Genomic DNA, 17,863 nt, shown 5'->3' with positions numbered 1-17,863 from the left:
AAAAGAACATAAAAGAAGCCATAATTTGGTGAAGAATCAGACGAACTTCACCTCTAATTTGTCTATTTCGCACCCAAAATCATCCAAAAATAGAAGAATTCAATGAGCAATATCGGCACAAAGTTTATTCTCGCACAGCGGTTCGTATTCGATCCAAATAGCAATTCACTTGTTGACCAAATGAGCGACGGCGAAGTCGTACGTCTTGGTAGCAATGAAAGCCGCATTCTCCTAATGCTGTCAGAAAGGCCCAATGAAGTTATCACTCGCAATGAATTGCACGAATATGTTTGGCGAGACCAAGGCTTTGAGGTCGATGACTCAAGCTTAACGCAAGCAGTATCGACACTGAGAAAGATGCTGAAAGACTCGACCAAATCTCCAGAGTTCGTTAAGACCGTTCCAAAACGGGGTTACCAATTTATTGCCACTGTTGAGCGTTCTGCACCACTTTCATCAAGTGACCAGTCAATGATGACTGAAATTGCAGAAAATGACGTCGAACCAATCTTGACATTTGCACATACTACGACGATCGAAGATATCGCATCTGAAACCATAGAACTAACACCAATCACGAAAATTCAAGAGACAAAAGTTGAGGTCGAGCCAACCATAACGCCCGTTTTAGCTTCGACCAACAACAATAAATGGCTAACGTTTTCGTTACTGCTTGCAGCTTTCATCATGCCTATTCTGGTTTTGACGTTTACTAATCCTGCAGAATCAGAGTTTCGCACGTTAGCTGAGGTTGACGGCGTGAAAGTACAATCACCAATCAATCACCCTGATCTATCCAGTTGGCTACCAGCCATAGAAAAATGTGTGTTGCATTACAATACCAATCACACAGGAATGCTAAAGCCAGCTGAAGTGATTGCGACAGGCGGTCAAACCAATAATCTTGCTCTTAACTATATTCACCCTCAAGAATATTCGAGTGAAAATGTAACCCTTAGAATTTACGCTAACCAGGCGGATTTAAACGACATTTGTAAAGGTAATCAGTAATATGAAATTAAAAGTATCCATTATTTTACTGGTCCTTTCTGCATTCCTAAGTGGTTGGTTGTATTGGGGAAGTGATGCAAAAGTCGAGCGACTACTTACTCAGCACGAGTGGCAGTCAAAAATGGTGACTCTGATCACTGACAACAAACAAGCTGACTCGATTGGCCCACTTCGTAAGGTTGAACTATCTTCCAACGCAAAATACTTACCTAATGGCACTTACTTAAGAATGTCGATAGTTAGGCTATATAGCACACAAACTGCACCGGCGAATGTGATCAACATTTCAGAGACGGGTCAATGGGATATCAATGACAACTACTTACTTGTCTCTCCTACTGAGTTTAAGGATGTGACTTCGGCCCAGCGCCAAGATTTCTCTGAAGAGCAGCTAAACCTAATCACTCAGGTTATCAAGATGGATGCAGAACAGAGCCGTCGAATTGATATTGTGAACACGAAAACGCTGTTACTCACTAGCTTGAATCACGGTTCTACAGTATTGTTTTCAAACTAAGGTCGAATAGCTCCTACCTCATACCCATTGCTGTGAAACCTTAAACGGTATACCAATAGAAAAAGGGGCATGATGCTCCTTTTTTTATTACCTGTAGCATCTGTATTCTCATTGAAGTCATGATGTTGGTATCAGGATTTACTCATACTTAAAGGACGTCCAATGAATACAAGCTCAGACAAAGCATCATCAATCACTAAAGCATCTATATCCATACACTATTGTCGTCAATGTAATTGGATGCTTCGCTCTAGTTGGTTGTGCCAAGAATTACTGCATACTTTCAGTGAAGAAATAGAGCAAGTGAGTTTGAACCCAGGCACAGGAGGCAGGTTCGAAATCTTTTGTAATGGCGTGCAAATTTGGGAAAGAAAAGCAGATGGAGGCTTTCCTGAAGCTAAAGTACTGAAGCAAAGAGTTCGAAACATCATTGCTCCAGATAAAGATCTTGGCCACGTAGACTCAAAGTAAGCGTTCCAGAAGGGTTTAGCTATTTAGCCTCAATTAACTGTTGTTTTTAATTAACTGAGGCACTCAAATCAACGACTCTACTCAATCGGCGACTGTAGTATTCATAAGTCTCTGATCGGTTTACTCACGACGACCAGTTTATAGATTGCCACTCACAAGCAAGTCGCCTTCGAGGCTAATCACTTGAAATGTGTTGTTTTCATAGATGCCATAGCTAGCGGCATGACCATCTCTTGGAAACGTGACTGAGCTTGGATTGAAGATAAATACACCATCTTGGTATTCTGCAACAGGGATGTGAGTATGCCCGTGCGCAATTACATCACCCGCTTTTAATACAGGTCGCTTGTTGGTGTTATAAAGGTGACCATGAGTTAAGAAGATACGCGCGCCAGACTCTAACAGTACCCATGAATAATCCATCATCATCGGGAAAGACAGCAACATCTGATCCACTTCGCTATCGCAATTACCGCGAACGGCGATAATCTCTTCTGAAAACGCATTTAACTTTTCTGCGACCGCAGGCGGATTATATCCCTCAGGAATCGGGTTTCTTGGACCATGATTCAGAATATCACCCAATAGAACTAAATATTGCGCACCAGACGCTTGATAAAGTTCTAATGCCTTTTCAGTAGCTGGTAGCGATCCGTGTAGATCGGAAGTAAAAAATAATTTCACACATACTTCTCCATAAAAATTATGTGTCTATTGTACGTATTGAAAGGTTAAACGTCATCTCTCGCCATACCATTGATCACGATATTATTGTAACTAACCATACCGACTATCTTATTATCACAGACCACCGGAGCACGGCTGATACCAAAGCGCTCAAACAAACGAGCACAATACTTAACGTTCATATCTGCCGATACGCTTAAGGCTGGTTTTGTCATGATCTCATAAACATTTGTACGCTTTGGAGAGCGGTTCTTAGCAAGCACTTTCTTAGCAATATCGTTCATTAGTACAATGCCGTATTCATCATCCTCATGACGCTTGTCAACGATAATCGCTTTTACCTTGTGGTCTCTTGCCATCTCAATCGCTTCTAACACGGTGGTTAACCCATCGATAATCACATAAGTATTGGCCATCACATCACTTACTCGGATTTTTTCGCTGCTACTCATAGTTCATCCTCCACAACCTTGGTTAGCTTCTCTACTTGATGCGCAACCCCTACGGCATCTTCGACATCTATCTGTACCGCAATACCCTGTCCCGATTCTTGGTCAAACTCCCCCACTTCACTAATTCTTTCGAGAATATGCCTTGCTAGATGCTCCTCGACGACAAACAGCAGCACGTCTTTTTGAACCTCTAACGTCAAACCAAAAAAGGTACGTTTCTGGTTTAAACCTTGCCCTCTGGCATTGTTAATCACCGTCGCCCCGGTTGCTCCAGCATCACGCGCGGCGTCAAGTACGATGTCTGTCTTGCTCTCTTCTACAAACGCTAAGATCAGTTTAAAGCGCATCTTTACTCTCCTTAGAGGTGTATATACGGTTTAACCAATGAGTTATTTGGGCATAACCCATAACCGAAATAATTGGAAATAAGCTGGCAAATGCAATCAAGCCGAAACCATCGATCACTGGATTACGTCCAGGTACGGTTGAAGCAAGTCCTAATCCTAGCGCTGTCACCAAGGGTACCGTCACCGTTGATGTGGTTACACCGCCAGAATCGTATGCGAGAGGGATGATTAATTTGGGGGCATAAAGGGTCTGAATCACGACGATGACATAGCCGAAAATAATGTAGTAATGTATAGGGTCGCCTGCAACGATACGATAGCTCCCAAGAGATATACCAATAGCAACACCGAGTGCAACCGCAATTCTTAACCCGTTGATACTAATGCTGCCACCAGAAACTTGGTTCGCTTTAATCGCGACGGCAATCAAAGAAGGTTCGGCAATAGTGGTACTAAAGCCAATAAAAAATGCAAACAGATAGACCCAATAATAGTCAAACCACACCAACCCATGTCCTGAGCTGATCTTAAATTCCGATAAAAAGTTTGGCTCGGTCAACTGCATCGCCATCGTTTCCCCTAGAGGAAACAGGGCCAACTCTAGTCCCATCAAAAACAAAGATAACCCTAAAATGACGTAGAAAAAACCTAGCAATACTTTGGCTAAATTAGTCACAGGTTTACGCAGCACCACTAACTGAAAGCCAAAAATAATGACCCCAATTGGAATGACATCAGTCACGGTACCAAGAAAGGTATCCAAAAATTGCTGAAAGCTCATAATGTCACCACCATTCCATAAACCATCACAAACATCATCGGTAGCAAGGAAGCAAAAGCAATCAAGCCAAACCCATCAATCATCGGATTACGTCCCTTGATTGCCGAAGCTAAACCAACCCCTAATGCTGTAACCAATGGAACCGTGATGGTTGATGTTGTCACCCCTCCAGAGTCATACGCAATGCCTATGATGTTCTCAGGAGCAAATGCAGTTAGCACCACGACACCAATATAACCACCAATAATCATGTATTGAATTGGCCAGCCTTTTAGGATTCGCAATACGCCGAGTAAAATAGCGATACCAACTGACAACGCCACAGTGAATCGTAAGCCATTCGCGTAGTGTTCCATTTCATCTAAAGAGTTAGGGATTACCCCTCCCTCAGCCGCGACTTCGGCCGCCTCGGCTGCTACCGCAGTTAATGCAGGTTCAGCGATAGTCGTGCCAAACCCCAAACAAAAAGAAAAGGTCAATAACCAGAACACGCTCCCCTTACGAGCAAATGCTTGAGCCATCGACTCACCAATCGGGAAAAGTCCCATTTCGAGTCCAAATATGAAGAAAGTGAGACCCAAAACCACCAGCAGCAAACCAATAAGGATAGAAAAGAGATGTGGAAGCGGCTCTTGGAGGACCGCGAGTTGAAAAAAAGCAATCACCGCGACAATCGGTAACAAATCTCTCAGACTGCCTAACATCGCTCGAAACAAAGCAAGCACTGCTGTCATCGTGACTCCTTTTGTTTGCGATTATGTTCGGTTATCAATTACTAATAATCATGGCAAATCCTTATCATTGCTTGTGTGACAAATATTACGCAGTTGGTAACCTATCTGAGTAAAGTTCATAAGTGTGATAAAGGTACATAGTCCATCATCAAAATTTAAATTCAGGTACCTGTTTATTGCGGTCGTAATTTCACTATCACACGATTGAAACCAACTGATCGTTATAGTTATTTTTTCGTATTGGTTGGCTATTAAAAACAAGCCATGTCTATAATTATATTTAATAGGGAGATTGGTATGAAGATATTGTTAACTGGTGGTACTGGATTTATTGGCTCAGAATTGATCAAGACTTGGAACACTGATGACGTGACATTACTGACGCGGAGCCCAGAAAAAGCAAAGCAAAGCCTAAACCACCTTAATCAGAATAATCTTCATTACATTCAATCTCTGGATGAACTAAGCGATCTCAATGATTTCGATGTGGTGGTTAATCTTGCAGGTGAACCTATCGCTGACAAGCGCTGGAGTTCAGAGCAAAAAGACAGGATTTGTAACAGTCGCTGGCACATTACGGAAAAACTGGTCGAATTAGTTCATGCCAGTAGCAACCCGCCTGAAGCTTTTATCAGCGGCTCAGCCGTCGGCTACTATGGTGATCAACAACAAAAGCCGTTTGATGAAACATTAGAAGTGGAAGATGAAAGCTTTCCTCATAAAGTTTGTGCTCATTGGGAAGAAATCGCCAAACGAGCTCAATCTGACAAAACGCGCGTTGTTTTGCTGCGCACGGGCATTGTTCTTGGCGAAAATGGCGGTGCATTAAAGAAAATGCTGACGCCCTACAAACTGGGAGTTGGTGGGCCTCTCGGCTCGGGGAAACAGTACATGCCATGGATTCACATGCTTGATATGGTTCGGGCCATAAACCACTTATTGTCGATCCCTCACGCTCAAGGAGAATTCAATCTGTGTGCCCCTCATCCCGTCACCAACAAACACTTTAGTAGGACATTAGCCAAGCAATTACGACGCCCGCATATCCTTTTCACTCCTAAATGGGCAATGTCACTACTCATGGGTGAGTCTTCTTGTCTATTATTCGACAGCATTCGCTCTAAGCCAAAGAAACTCACTGAGATGGGGTTCATTTTTAGTTACTCAAGAATCGAACCTGCTCTGAAAAACTTGTTACAACATCAAGACTAATTCTTTACCCTAGAACAATAGAAACTCTAATTAAGGATTAAGTGTGAACAAGTCAATTCTTATTACCGGTTGCTCAACGGGTATTGGCTACACATGTGCTCATGCACTTCAAAAGCGCGGCTTTAATGTCATCGCATCTTGTCGTGATCCACAAGATGTAAAACGTCTTCAAGACGAAGGGCTCACATGTATCCAACTGGATCTTTCCAACCAGGAAAGCATCGAGCAAGGCGCAAAACGAGCATTAGAACTGTCTCCGAACGGATTATACGGCCTCTTCAATAATGGGGCTTATGGCCAAGCTGGCGCACTAGAGGACTTACCAATCCAAGGACTTAGAGAGCAATTTGAAACTAACTTCTTTGGCTGGCATCACTTAGTTTGTCAAATTCTTCCTCACATGCGCGAGCGTGGTGAAGGGCGCATTGTACAAAACAGTTCTGTGCTAGGCTTTGCAGCAATGAAATATCGTGGTGCTTATAATGCATCGAAGTTCGCTCTTGAAGGATGGACTGATACCTTGCGCTTGGAGCTACATGGCAGTGGTATCCACATTTCTCTACTGCAACCTGGTCCGATTGAGACTCAATTTAGAACCAACGCCCTGAAAGCATTTAACAAATGGATATCGATTTCAGGTAGTGCACATCAAAAAGCTTACCAACAGCAAAAAGACCGACTCGAAAAAGAATCATCGAACAACGCGTTTGTTCTGCCGCCTGAAAGCTGCGTTGGGCCAGTATTTCATGCACTCACAGCCGATAAACCCAAGCTAAGATACCGAGTTACGACCCCGACTAAAGTGTTCGCGATATTGAAAAGAATTCTACCAAGTCGCTTGCTAGACCCTATTTTGAGAAAAGCTGCATAAATTACTAACTTTGTATCAATAGTCGCAAACTTTAATGTAACGATGTAATTTTTCCGTAACAATAAGATGCCATGATTACCCTATCTCATCAATTATTCCCGATTGATGAATAGACTCTGGAAACTTCATGACTTTAAACCGCCTTAATTGGGTAGGTGTGGGTTTGGCTATTACGTTGTTTATTCTGTTTTGAGTATCTCACGCAACACCTCACTGACTACCTTTATGATAACGCTATGCCTTCCATGTAGAGACAACTACTTTACCAACATAGAAGCATAGCGTTTTTCTATATTTGTCTCTTTTTATCTGAGATAACAGAGTTAGATCTTGAAGTTACCAACTTATCCCCCCATATTTGCAACGTATCCATAAAACAACCCTCAAGGAACGTAAATGCAATCTCCGCATATTGTTGAACTTAATGAACAGAACTTTCGCCAAGTATTAGAAGGTTCGATGCAGACTCCTGTACTCATCCATTTTTGGGCACCAATGAGCCAAGAGAGCGCCCAAGTCATTCCTGAACTACAAACATTAACTCAGCAATACAACGGCGCTTTCACCCTAGCCCTGTTGAATTGCGAGCAAGAGCAAGCCATTGCTAGCCAGTTTGGTGTACAAGCACTGCCAACCATCGCACTGTTTGTTAACGGTCAACCTGTCGATGGATTAGGTGGTCCTCAAAGCGTGGAAGCGATTGTGGAAATGCTAAGTAAGCACTTACCTAGTCAAGAAGAGCTCGCTTTGCGCCAAGCTCTAGAGCAAATGCAAGCCGGTGAGCACGCACAAGCACTCTCGGCAATGCAACAACTGCCAACAGAGTTAACAAACAAAGGTGAAGTAAAACTGGCTATCGCTGAATGCCTTTTAGAGACACAACAGTTTGAACTCGCTGAAACTCAGCTTGCCACTATCCCTCTCGAGTACCAAGACAACTACTATAAAGGCTTAGTCGCTAAGCTTGAACTTCACAAGCAAGCTGCTGACAGCCCAGAAATCCAAGCATTAGAAGCGGCTTTACAGCAAAATCCAGGCGATGCGAAGACCGCTTCTGAATTGGCATTGCAATATCACCAAGTAAATCGTAGCGAAGAAGCTATGGATCTACTTTGGTCATTCCTAGCTAAAGATCTCAATACGCTCGATGGCGACATGAAGAAAGAGTTCATGGATATCTTAAGTGCATTAGGACAAGGTAACGCAGTTGCGAGTAAATACCGTCGTCAACTGTACTCGCTACTGTATTAGTAAAGCACACATATCACAGCGTAGTGTTTAGCTGATACCTATCTCGATAGATAACAAACCCTCAGCAGACCGTACGAATCGAACAACGTTAAATGGGCCATAAAATCAAGGTTTTATGGCCCATTTCTCATTTATAGATTTGCTCGATTTTTAAATATGAGCCAGTATGAGTAATGAACTATCAAAAACTTAAACTTACAAAGGATTTTGTATGGCTATTGATACATTAATTACCATCGGCGTCTTTACTGTCGTCGCAATACTGTTCATTTTCGCTGGAGTAAAAACGGTTCCGCAAGGCAACAACTGGACTGTAGAACGCTTCGGTCGTTATACACAAACACTCAAGCCAGGATTAAATCTGATCATTCCATTTATCGATAAAGTTGGACAACGCATCAGTATGATGGAACGAGTTCTCGATATCCCGGCTCAAGAAGTCATCTCCAAAGATAACGCAAATGTGGTTATCGATGCGGTGTGCTTTGTACAAGTCATAGATGCCCCAAAGGCTGCTTATGAAGTCAATGATCTTGAGCATGCGATCCGTAACTTAACCCTAACTAATATCCGTACTGTGCTTGGTTCCATGGAGCTAGATGAGATGCTTAGCCAACGTGATATGATCAATACCAAATTGTTAAATATCGTTGATGAAGCAACAAATCCTTGGGGCGTAAAGGTTACACGTATCGAGATTAAAGATGTACAACCACCAGCCGATCTTACTGCCGCGATGAATGCTCAGATGAAAGCCGAACGTAACAAACGTGCTGATATCTTAGAGGCAGAGGGTGTGCGACAAGCTGAGATCTTAAAAGCAGAAGGCCACAAACAATCAGAGATCCTCAAAGCGGAAGGTCAAAAGCAAGCAGCAATCCTGCAAGCAGAAGCGCGTGAGCGTGCTGCAGAAGCAGAAGCAAAAGCAACAGAAATGGTATCAACAGCTATCGCTCAAGGTGACATGCAGGCAGTTAATTACTTTATAGCACAAGGTTACACCGACGCATTGAAGTCTATTGGCCAAGCTGAAAACGGTAAGATCATCATGTTACCACTCGAAGCAACTGGCCTAATGGGTTCTGTTGCAGGTATCGCAGAGATGTTTGCACAAAGCAATGACAAAGGCAGTAAGGACTAACGTATGGTCGAATTACTAGAACAAGTAAACCACTGGCATTGGTTGGCGTTTGGTCTAGCACTATTGGCTCTCGAGCTTATCGGAACGGCTGGCTACTTTCTTTGGATTGGTATGTCAGCCATGCTCGTCGGGGCTCTTTTGGGTGCATTACCACTGAGTTGGCAGATGCAATGGTTGTCCTTCGCGAGCTTCTCTCTTATCACCACTTGGCTGTGGTGGAGAAGGCAGTTGTCTAATGACAAGGAATCAGACGCAGGGCGAGAGTTAAACCAAAGAGAGAAACAACTGGTAGGTCAAACGGTTCGTTTAACAGAAGATATTCAGCGCGGGAATTGCCGTATTAAGGTAGGCGACTCTTCTTGGTCAGCAAGAGCGAGTCAAGATATCCCTTCTGGTACCGAAATTAAGATCATCGCTTTAGACGGAATTGTTCTAATAATAGAACCTTTATAGCAAAATGAAATATAAGGCCTGCATTTTGAACAAGTGTAGGCTTAGGGGATTTTCAGGGCTCAATAATATTCGAATTATCATTGTGATAGTTCAAACTAAATAAAAAATAAGTTCTTATTTCGTAAGGCTAATTTACGTAATAAGATTAAAAAGATATAAGAAAGCCTAGTTTATTTACCAACATGTATATGAATTGGAAGCCGTAAACTCGCTTAATTATAATTAATAAAAATGTTAAGTCTGTCTAATTTTTGAAATTTTCTTTTCCTTGTCCATACTTCATTTATCTCGATTAGAGATAAACATAATGGAGTTCATATGAGACATTTTTTAATAATTTTAACAGCTATTTTCAGCCTATCATTTGGAAACGCTTTAGCAAGCAGTCAGTCTCCAAGCAATGGCAATATGGGGCCTATTGTTAAGTGTTCAGATGGAAACGCAGTCACTCATGTGCCACTGCTGATCTGTAAACATTACGGCGGAAAAGTGCAGTGATAGAAGACTAAGTCAGGCTAGTGATGTAATTGCAGCCTGACGATTATTTATAACTGAAACCGGCTAACTGCGACCTGATAGATTGTTTAGGATTGGGCATTCCGTTGAAGCATCTCCTGGGCAATCATGTACCCAAGATTGCAACTGAGCTTTCATCTTATTTAACTCCACAAGCTTCAACTCTATTTCATCTAACTTCTGAGTGGCCTTTTTCTTTACTTCGTAGCTTTGTCTGTTGGGATTCATTGCCAACTCGACAAGTGACTTACACTCACCGAGAGTAAACCCAACCATTTTAGCTCTCAGTACAAACTCTAACTGTTCGATGTGAATCTCGCCGTATTGCCTGTACCCATTTTCTGAACGGTGCGGTGGGCTCATCATGCCTTTACTTTCGTAAAAACGAATGGACTTCGCTGTTGTGCCAACACGTTTCGCTACTTCACCAATATTCACTGTATTACCTGTAATATCTAAAATGAAAAACCGCAGTACTGCTGTTATACAATACTGCGGTTGAAAAACATAGTTAGAGACTTACGTTGGAAGCTTACTCTTGCTCTAACAACCAAATCATAGTTTGAGACTTTTCTTCGCTGTCTAGCTTGTTGAACCAGTATGAAACCATCTCGATTTCTTTTGAGCCTTCAATTGATGCTGGAGAAGCGTTCTTACGATTTTTGAATGCCCAATCTGTCACTGCAGACTGCTCTTCTTTTGTCGCTTGCCCATACCAGTAGTTAACCATCTCTTGAGCTTGTGAAGCTTTTGGTTCTTCAGCAACAACCGCTGCTACAGGTACCGCGACTGGGGCAACCGCGATCGCAGTATGATTATTTGCACCATTATAAATTGTGTCGATATACGCTTTCGGCACAATGAAAGTTGTACTCATTACTGAGTTTTGTCCATCAAGTGTAAATTCTAAATTCTTTTCTCTTGCTTGCTGGATGTCAGCTTCGCTCAATGGAAATTTAATATATTGAGTCTTTGTGCAGTGTTCGCTGCAACTTTCTCTTGGAAGTTGTCTATCTTCTAGCTCAAGCGTTTTACCAAAAAATCTCACCGTTTCGTATTCTTTATAGCTCTGGAAGTAACTCACATCCATGATAATTGAAGATTCTGGAGCCGAGCTCTGTGTTATTTCTTTGTTGTATGTAAAGTAGAGTGACGATTTCAGGATATCAGCACCGACGTTCGCTTTACTTTCCGCCACGTAAGATTGTCCAGTCACTTGAATGTAACCACCTTTAGGCTGTACATCTGCTACTGAATCTGAAAAATTACTTTTTGAATCAAGTGAACTACAAGCTCCCAAAAATAATGATAATACAACTACGCTAACTTTATTCATTATGACTAATTCCTTATGTTCACTATGGAAAAACGCTGGCAAAATAATTTACCAGCGTTTTGATTTTTATCTAACTATTTTTAAGCTGATAACTTTAGCTTAGAAACCGTATTCAAGACCAACGCGAGTTACGATATCTGTATCAGCGTCACCAACAGTACGACCCGCTACACGTAGGTAAGGTACGAAACCATTGTGAACAGCCATTAGCTGACCAGAGATAGTGTTGCTATCTGTGTTAGCTTCTTTGCTACCGTTAAGCTCAGATTCTAAGTTCGCTGCATAACCAAGTTTGAAACCGATTGGACCATTCCAGTATTGACCAATAATAGAGTAAGAATCTTGAGTTTGCTTACGGATACCGTTATCTAGCTCTTCGCCTTTGAATGCTGCTGCAAAGCCGAAACCTGCAGGTAGGCTAGCTTCAAAACCAACGATGTATGCGAATGTATCATCATCGTAGCCAGCTACTTCAGGAGCTTGCTCTGGCTGACCATTTTCGTCGAAAGACCAATCTCCACCAGTAGCAGCAACTACACGTGTACCAGATTCAACCGCACCCATGAATGTGATTTTTTCAAAGCTGTACTTAGCACTTGCGCCAACGAAGTTCGCATCACGAGTCGCTGCACCGCCACCATTGTCGTTATCATCACGACCAACAGAAGCTGCAAAAGAGAAACCACCAAATTTAGCTGAGTCGTAACGTACTTGGTTAGATTGACGATCGTAGTGACCGTTGATGCCGCCCCAATCGAATACTGAGCCTAGACCAGGGTTAGAGAATGGCCAATCGACGATTTCGTATAGTGGCGTAAGAACACGCCCCACACGTAGGTTACCCCAAGAGCCAGAAGCACCAACGAACGTATCACGGAAACCAAGCACACCGCCTGAAACACCACCATGAGACCAGTCTGTGCTATCTACGTAACCAGATTCAATCTGCATTGTGATTAATACGTCATCAAACATCTCTTTGTGTGCACGAAAGCCGATACGAGATTCATTCTCTACAGCGTAACCTGAGCTAGAGTCATTGTTGTCTGTTGTGTTGTAGTTCACTAGAGAGATAGCTGCAACACCGTATACGTCAACGTTGAAGTCAGAGTTGATACCAACTTCTTTCGCCATTACGCCTGTCGATAAAAGTGCAACCGTTGCACCTAGTAGAGTACGTTTGAAAAATTTGTTTTCCATGGAATAAAACTCCTAAAAATGGATATAGCTGTTTGAATATTCCCCGCCTAAAGTTGGCCGCCGTAGAGAGAAATACCTTTTCTTGTTTGAGAACCCTAAACTCTGAATTCTCTATTTCCTTTCTGGTTATACACATCGTGTGCATCCATGGCATTAAGACTAACTTCGCCCTCAAAAAGATCAATGAGAACTTAATTTTCATCTAAAAAAATATGAGTTGGTGCAAATTTACTGGGTACTTAGTGATCTCGCTCGCTAATTTTAAAAAACCACAAAACAACACACAAAACTAAATTAAAAACAATAACTTAAAATAAAATTAGATTTCATAAAATTGATATGACTCGCAAATATTCTACAACTAGAATAGCATTTCATTAATATTGAGCGTCATCACTGTCCTGATTTTATAGTTCGTATAGACACAAAATTCTCAGCAATTAAAAAGCCTTAATTTTTATAGCGGACACAAAAAAAGCACTCCAGAGAAAGGAGTGCCTTTGAGCTTTTTTTATCTGTATTTACTTACGAAATGAGGGCTATTAGATCATCTTCTGTTCTTATTTCGATACCTAAATCTTGTGCTTTGGTTAATTTAGAACCTGCCGCTTCGCCAGCAAATAATATGTCGGTTTTCTTCGATACGCTACCCGTCACTTTCGCACCTAATGCTTGTAGCGCAGCTTTAGCTTCACTTCGACCTAATTGGGACAATGAACCTGTTAACACAACGACTTTACCTTCTAATGGTAGATCTTGGTCATCCGCAACAGCTTCAATTGCAGGCCAGTTAACACCGAGCTCTAGCAACTGCTCGATTACGGCCCTATTTTTCTCTTGTGAGAAGAAGCTTGTGATATGACTAGCAACAATGTCGCCAATATCTGACACTTCAACCAATTGTTCATGTGTTGCTGTTTGAACTAAATCGAGAGTCTTGAAGTGTTGCGCTAAGTTCATTGCTGTCGCTTCACCCACTTCACGAATACCTAGTGAGTAAAGGAAACGTGCCAGTGTTGTGTCTTTAGCTTTGTTAAGAGCACTCACCACGTTCTGAGCTGACTTAGGCCCCATTCTATCAAGTACCGTAATCACACCTGCACTGAGCTTAAATAAGTCAGCTGGAGTTTCTACCATTTCACGATCCACAAGCTGCTCAATTACTTTTACACCAAGACCATCAACATCAAGTGCTTTTCTAGAGACAAAGTGCTTAAGCGCTTCCTTACGCTGTGCCTGACACACCAAACCGCCAGTACAACGCGCTACCGCCTCACCTTCTACGCGCTCAACAGTAGAGTTACATACAGGACAAGTATCAGGGAAAACAATGTCTGTAGCAGTATCAGGACGACGGTCTTGTACAACAGCCACTATTTGTGGAATAACGTCACCAGCACGGCGAATGATAACGCTGTCGCCCACCTTCACGCCTAAACGAGCAATCTCATCAGCATTGTGAAGCGTGGCATTACTTACCGTCACACCACCAACAAAGATAGGTTCTAGTTTAGCCACTGGCGTAATCGCGCCAGTACGACCAACCTGAAACTCAACATCGTTAAGTAAAGTAATCTCTTCTTGAGCTGGGAACTTGTAAGCAATAGCCCAACGAGGTGCTCGTGCAACAAAGCCTAAAGTTTCTTGTGCGGCAATGTCATCGACCTTAATCACCACCCCATCAATCTCATAGGCCAGAGCATCACGACGAGACATAATATCTTGGTAATACGCTTTCACATCATCGAGTGAAGTTAGCTGCTTGGTCTCTGGGCACATTGGTAAACCCCAGCCTTTAAGCTGTATAAAACGTTGGTAGTGACTAGTAGAGAGCTCAGCACCTTGCACAACACCGACACTGTACGCGTAAAAAGCTAATGGTCGCTTTGCCGTAATACGAGAATCAAGCTGACGTAGACTACCTGCGGCGGCATTACGAGGGTTAACAAAGACTTTCTCGCCTTTTTTCAACGCCAGTTCATTCAGTTTGTTGAAGCCTGCTTTTGGCATAAACACTTCACCGCGAACTTCAATGCGCTCAGGCCAACCTTCACCTTGCAACTTAAGCGGAATAGAACTGATCGTACGCACGTTTTCGGTTATGTTTTCACCTGTTGCGCCATCACCACGAGTTGCAGCTTGAACTAAAGAGCCATTTACATAGAGTAAGCTCACCGCTAAACCATCAAGTTTAGGCTCACAACAGAAAGTCTTGAGGTTTGCCGTTGGCGCTCTATCAGACATACGCTTATTAAACGCATCCAAATCTTCATCAGAGAAAGCATTGTCCAAAGAAAGCATTGGTATCTCATGAGTCACTTGCGTGAAGCCCTCTAAAGGCTGGCCACCAACACGCTGGCTCGGAGAATCTACCGTCACTAGCTCCGGGTTCTCTTCCTCAATCTTGAGCAACTGCTGCATTAAGCGATCGTATTCGACATCAGGGATCTCAGGGCTATCTTCTACGTAATAACGAACGGCATGATAGTGCAGAGTTTCTCTTAACTGCTCTAAGGTAACTTGAATCGATTCTTTCATATCATTCTCTGTCGTGATTGAAATATCAAAAAGGGCTCCCTTAGGAGCCCTTTTCTATAAATATAGATTATTTACAAGGCTAAACAATGAGGCTAGGCATTGGAAGCCGTCATAAAGTCTCTGATTTGTTTACGGTAGTCAGACAAGCGGTTTGGTGTCATTAAGTTACGTGACTCATCTAATACGTTACCGCCCATGTCGTCGGCAATTTTCTGAGCAGCACTGAGCATAACGTTGAAATTTTGATCAGCTTGGCCATAACAAGGCAGCGTCATAAAGAACGAAATACCTTTTGTGGTAAAGTCAGCAGGATCGTCGTGTTCTAGAGTTCCTGGTTGCATCATGTTCGCAACACTGAAAATAACTTTGGGCTTGGCACTAGATTGCGCAAAACAGTGATAGATAGACATCTCACCATAGGCTAAGCCGTTACTCTCCATACTACGGAAAAGTTCAGTACCAACAAATGGAATCTCTCCAGCGCAGTGAACATTAAGAACAATCACTTCCAGACCTAACTCTTCATCTTGCTTAACTTCTTCAACAGGCGCAGCACTTTGTGTCACAACGGCTTCTGTTGTAATGAACGGCTCATTCGGCGTCAAGCGCTCGCTTTGAGTTAAAGGTCCATCAATCACCTCGTCTGACTTGTCATCAAAAGAACCATATTGTTCTCGGAAGCCAGCGTGATTTTCTCTCTGCTCATCAGTCAAATCAAAGCTTGGAACTTCATGTTCAACCACTTCTTCAAGCTCTTTAGGTTCTTCTACCTTGATTGGGTCTTCAACACTGAAAGAAGGAAGATCACTCAATTCTATACCATCTTCGTGCACTTCTTTTGTTTGTGGCGCGGTTAACGGATCTGAGTCAATCAGAGGATCCGTCGCAGATGGCGAAACCGCAAAATCCGGCTCTTTACGCTCTTTTCGGATTATCTCAAAATCATCTTCTGGGGCGAATGAACGGTTTGGGATAGTTTCTGCGTCATCTAAGCTATCGTTATCAAGCTTACCAAGCGGCTTATCACCAAATTTTGCTTTTCCTTCTTTTTTACTCGTCCACAGACCGTGAAACAATAATGCGGCGATAGCTAATGCGCCAACAATAATGAGTACAAATCGCAATTCCTGCATTTTTCGCTCTCAGCTTTCTTAGTCAACTAGCTATAAAGATGCTGTCACTAAGTTGGGTTAATTTGGCCAATTTCACTACTCTATCAAAAGTAGCCACTGTTTTAGAACAACTTAATACAATTAGTTCCTTACATGGTGTGATTTTCGCCACGCTTTTTTTCTTAATTTCGGTCGAGTACACTAGGGATGTTTGCTATTTAACCAAATTCACATGTGACCTAATTTAAATATGACTATTGAATCTGTTCCCCGCTCTGGCTTTGGCTACTTTATTTTCGGAATAAAGATCGCTTTGTCGCCGAGTATTCGTAAGTTTGTACTACTTCCTCTCATCGCTAACGTGTTACTCGTTGGTGGTGCTCTATTTTATATTTTCTCCAATCTGAACACTTGGATAGAAGGCTGGATTGGAGCACTGCCAAGCTTTTTGTCTTGGTTGTCATATATTTTATGGCCACTCTTAGTATTAACCGTATTGGCAACATTTTCGTATTTCTTTAGCACACTTGCTAACTTCATTGCCGCGCCCTTCAATGGTTTGCTTGCAGAAAAGGTAGAAGAGTTGCTCAGTGGCAAAAAAGTCAATGATGATGGTTTACTCGATGTTCTCAAAGACACTCCACGTATATTAGCGAGAGAATGGCGCAAACTTGTCTACGTTCTGCCAAAAGCGATCGGTTTATTCCTACTTTTGTTAATTCCAGCGCTAGGACAAACCGTTGCACCGTTTTTATGGTTTATCTTTACAGCATGGATGTTAGCGATTCAATACGCTGATTACCCATTTGATAACCATAAAATCAAATTTGATGACATGAGAAACAATTTGAAACAAAAACAAGGCAAGACCTACAGCTTCGGAGCGCTTGTTTCTGTGTTCACAACGATTCCAATTCTAAACCTCATCGTTATGCCGGTTGCCGTCTGCGGCGCTACTGCGATGTGGGTTGCTGAGTTTAAAGACCAAGCGCTACGTTCTCGCCTATAAACTCCCTCAATTTTTAATAACTGCGCCTATCTTTTTTGAAGTTCTTATTTCCATAAAGATAGGCGTGAATTCTGCGACATATCTATATGATATAACTTTTTAATCCTTTTACCTTTTTTTCAAGTTGTTTAATCTAAATTCAAGCTAAACAAACATCGAAAGACACTAGACGGTAAAGTGATTGATATACTACGTTTAGTTCTGTCATTAAATGAAGGAATATC

19 protein-coding genes are annotated in these 17,863 nt (G+C 42.3%); 9 read left to right on the top strand and 10 right to left on the bottom strand.

Annotated elements, in window-relative coordinates; translation table 11 throughout:
• Positions 1-102: 102 nt before the first annotated feature.
• The 3 genes from SJY39_RS05640 (at position 103) to SJY39_RS05630 (ending at position 1,999) form a co-directional block, all read left to right on the top strand.
• Entirely contained in the window at positions 103-1,011 is a 909-nt protein-coding gene (locus tag SJY39_RS05640; protein ID WP_016793829.1) for a transcriptional regulator, read from the top strand.
• A 1-nt stretch (position 1,012) separates the two neighbouring features.
• The gene (locus SJY39_RS05635; protein ID WP_010436702.1) at positions 1,013-1,528 is read left to right on the top strand and encodes a regulatory protein ToxS; all 516 of its coding nucleotides are present in this window, start codon (positions 1,013-1,015) and stop codon (positions 1,526-1,528) included.
• 162 nt (positions 1,529-1,690) lie between these two features.
• Positions 1,691-1,999, top strand: a complete 309-nt coding sequence (locus SJY39_RS05630; protein WP_010436699.1) for a SelT/SelW/SelH family protein — start codon at positions 1,691-1,693, stop codon at positions 1,997-1,999.
• Positions 2,000-2,137: 138 nt separating this feature from the next.
• Here SJY39_RS05630 and yfcE read toward each other — a convergent pair whose 3' ends face one another.
• From yfcE to SJY39_RS05605, 5 genes are read right to left on the bottom strand one after another with little or no spacing between them, the layout of a single operon-like run.
• Complete coding sequence (gene yfcE / locus SJY39_RS05625; RefSeq protein WP_010436695.1) at positions 2,138-2,683, bottom strand: phosphodiesterase; 546 nt, start codon at positions 2,681-2,683, stop codon at positions 2,138-2,140.
• 47 nt (positions 2,684-2,730) lie between these two features.
• Positions 2,731-3,138 (bottom strand): CBS domain-containing protein, encoded by a 408-nt coding sequence (locus tag SJY39_RS05620; protein WP_010436692.1) that lies wholly within the window; start codon positions 3,136-3,138, stop codon positions 2,731-2,733.
• Positions 3,135-3,485 (bottom strand): P-II family nitrogen regulator, encoded by a 351-nt coding sequence (locus tag SJY39_RS05615; RefSeq protein ID WP_010436689.1) that lies wholly within the window; start codon positions 3,483-3,485, stop codon positions 3,135-3,137. The genes SJY39_RS05620 and SJY39_RS05615 overlap by 4 nt, the downstream gene beginning before the upstream one ends.
• On the bottom strand, positions 3,475-4,269 hold the full coding sequence (locus tag SJY39_RS05610) for a DUF1538 domain-containing protein (RefSeq protein ID WP_010436686.1): 795 nt from the start codon (positions 4,267-4,269) through the stop codon (positions 3,475-3,477). The genes SJY39_RS05615 and SJY39_RS05610 overlap by 11 nt, the downstream gene beginning before the upstream one ends.
• Positions 4,263-5,000: a DUF1538 domain-containing protein gene (locus SJY39_RS05605; RefSeq protein ID WP_016793827.1), complete on the bottom strand. Its 738-nt coding sequence runs from the start codon at positions 4,998-5,000 to the stop codon at positions 4,263-4,265. The genes SJY39_RS05610 and SJY39_RS05605 overlap by 7 nt, the downstream gene beginning before the upstream one ends.
• A gap of 297 nt (positions 5,001-5,297) precedes the next feature.
• Here SJY39_RS05605 and SJY39_RS05600 point away from each other — a divergent pair, with 297 nt between their 5' ends.
• The 5 genes from SJY39_RS05600 to SJY39_RS05580 all read left to right on the top strand — a co-directional run bounded on the left by SJY39_RS05600 (position 5,298) and on the right by SJY39_RS05580 (position 9,928).
• Complete coding sequence (locus SJY39_RS05600) at positions 5,298-6,212, top strand: TIGR01777 family oxidoreductase (RefSeq protein WP_016793826.1); 915 nt, start codon at positions 5,298-5,300, stop codon at positions 6,210-6,212.
• Positions 6,213-6,255: 43 nt separating this feature from the next.
• Positions 6,256-7,083 (top strand): SDR family oxidoreductase, encoded by an 828-nt coding sequence (locus SJY39_RS05595; protein ID WP_016767474.1) that lies wholly within the window; start codon positions 6,256-6,258, stop codon positions 7,081-7,083.
• A gap of 396 nt (positions 7,084-7,479) precedes the next feature.
• A complete protein-coding gene (locus tag SJY39_RS05590; protein WP_016793825.1) occupies positions 7,480-8,334 on the top strand; it encodes a co-chaperone YbbN in 855 nt (284 codons plus the stop codon).
• 211 nt (positions 8,335-8,545) lie between these two features.
• On the top strand, positions 8,546-9,475 hold the full coding sequence (locus SJY39_RS05585) for an SPFH domain-containing protein (RefSeq protein WP_016793824.1): 930 nt from the start codon (positions 8,546-8,548) through the stop codon (positions 9,473-9,475).
• Positions 9,476-9,478: 3 nt separating this feature from the next.
• The gene (locus SJY39_RS05580) at positions 9,479-9,928 is read left to right on the top strand and encodes an NfeD family protein (RefSeq protein WP_016793823.1); all 450 of its coding nucleotides are present in this window, start codon (positions 9,479-9,481) and stop codon (positions 9,926-9,928) included.
• A 561-nt stretch (positions 9,929-10,489) separates the two neighbouring features.
• On the opposite strand, the gene cueR is transcribed toward SJY39_RS05580, so the two are convergent.
• From cueR to zipA, 5 genes are all read right to left on the bottom strand, one after another.
• Positions 10,490-10,882, bottom strand: a complete 393-nt coding sequence (gene cueR, locus SJY39_RS05575; RefSeq protein WP_016789598.1) for a Cu(I)-responsive transcriptional regulator — start codon at positions 10,880-10,882, stop codon at positions 10,490-10,492.
• A 94-nt stretch (positions 10,883-10,976) separates the two neighbouring features.
• Positions 10,977-11,780: a DUF2057 family protein gene (locus SJY39_RS05570; protein ID WP_016793821.1), complete on the bottom strand. Its 804-nt coding sequence runs from the start codon at positions 11,778-11,780 to the stop codon at positions 10,977-10,979.
• A 99-nt stretch (positions 11,781-11,879) separates the two neighbouring features.
• Positions 11,880-12,980 carry a porin gene (locus SJY39_RS05565; RefSeq protein ID WP_016789596.1) on the bottom strand — a complete coding sequence of 367 codons (1,101 nt, stop codon included), beginning with the start codon at positions 12,978-12,980 and terminating at the stop codon, positions 11,880-11,882.
• A 525-nt stretch (positions 12,981-13,505) separates the two neighbouring features.
• Positions 13,506-15,518, bottom strand: a complete 2,013-nt coding sequence (gene ligA / locus SJY39_RS05560; protein ID WP_010436641.1) for an NAD-dependent DNA ligase LigA — start codon at positions 15,516-15,518, stop codon at positions 13,506-13,508.
• A 92-nt stretch (positions 15,519-15,610) separates the two neighbouring features.
• Positions 15,611-16,651, bottom strand: a complete 1,041-nt coding sequence (gene zipA / locus SJY39_RS05555) for a cell division protein ZipA (protein ID WP_010436639.1) — start codon at positions 16,649-16,651, stop codon at positions 15,611-15,613.
• Between the two features lie 229 nt (positions 16,652-16,880).
• On the opposite strand from zipA, the gene cysZ reads away from it, so the two are divergent.
• Positions 16,881-17,639: a sulfate transporter CysZ gene (cysZ, locus tag SJY39_RS05550; protein WP_016767454.1), complete on the top strand. Its 759-nt coding sequence runs from the start codon at positions 16,881-16,883 to the stop codon at positions 17,637-17,639.
• Positions 17,640-17,863 lie beyond the last annotated feature (224 nt).

The organism is Vibrio sp. R78045 (assembly GCF_042466085.1).
Taxonomy (GTDB): domain Bacteria; phylum Pseudomonadota; class Gammaproteobacteria; order Enterobacterales; family Vibrionaceae; genus Vibrio; species Vibrio cyclitrophicus.
This window is presented reverse-complemented; position numbering and strand designations above follow the sequence as displayed.

Bases quoted from the DNA above. Each gene is read 5' to 3' on its own strand.
- SJY39_RS05590 (WP_016793825.1), top strand. From the start codon at position 7,480: ATGCAATCTCCGCATATTGTTGAACTTAATGAACAGAACTTTCGCCAA.
- cysZ (WP_016767454.1), top strand. From the start codon at position 16,881: ATGACTATTGAATCTGTTCCCCGCTCTGGCTTTGGCTACTTTATTTTC.
- ligA (WP_010436641.1), bottom strand. From the start codon at position 15,518: ATGAAAGAATCGATTCAAGTTACCTTAGAGCAGTTAAGAGAAACTCTG.
- SJY39_RS05580 (WP_016793823.1), top strand. From the start codon at position 9,479: ATGGTCGAATTACTAGAACAAGTAAACCACTGGCATTGGTTGGCGTTT.
- SJY39_RS05630 (WP_010436699.1), top strand. From the start codon at position 1,691: ATGAATACAAGCTCAGACAAAGCATCATCAATCACTAAAGCATCTATA.
- SJY39_RS05585 (WP_016793824.1), top strand. From the start codon at position 8,546: ATGGCTATTGATACATTAATTACCATCGGCGTCTTTACTGTCGTCGCA.
- SJY39_RS05635 (WP_010436702.1), top strand. From the start codon at position 1,013: ATGAAATTAAAAGTATCCATTATTTTACTGGTCCTTTCTGCATTCCTA.
- SJY39_RS05600 (WP_016793826.1), top strand. From the start codon at position 5,298: ATGAAGATATTGTTAACTGGTGGTACTGGATTTATTGGCTCAGAATTG.
- SJY39_RS05565 (WP_016789596.1), bottom strand. From the start codon at position 12,980: ATGGAAAACAAATTTTTCAAACGTACTCTACTAGGTGCAACGGTTGCA.
- SJY39_RS05615 (WP_010436689.1), bottom strand. From the start codon at position 3,485: ATGCGCTTTAAACTGATCTTAGCGTTTGTAGAAGAGAGCAAGACAGAC.
- SJY39_RS05605 (WP_016793827.1), bottom strand. From the start codon at position 5,000: ATGACAGCAGTGCTTGCTTTGTTTCGAGCGATGTTAGGCAGTCTGAGA.
- SJY39_RS05640 (WP_016793829.1), top strand. From the start codon at position 103: ATGAGCAATATCGGCACAAAGTTTATTCTCGCACAGCGGTTCGTATTC.
- SJY39_RS05570 (WP_016793821.1), bottom strand. From the start codon at position 11,780: ATGAATAAAGTTAGCGTAGTTGTATTATCATTATTTTTGGGAGCTTGT.
- zipA (WP_010436639.1), bottom strand. From the start codon at position 16,651: ATGCAGGAATTGCGATTTGTACTCATTATTGTTGGCGCATTAGCTATC.
- SJY39_RS05620 (WP_010436692.1), bottom strand. From the start codon at position 3,138: ATGAGTAGCAGCGAAAAAATCCGAGTAAGTGATGTGATGGCCAATACT.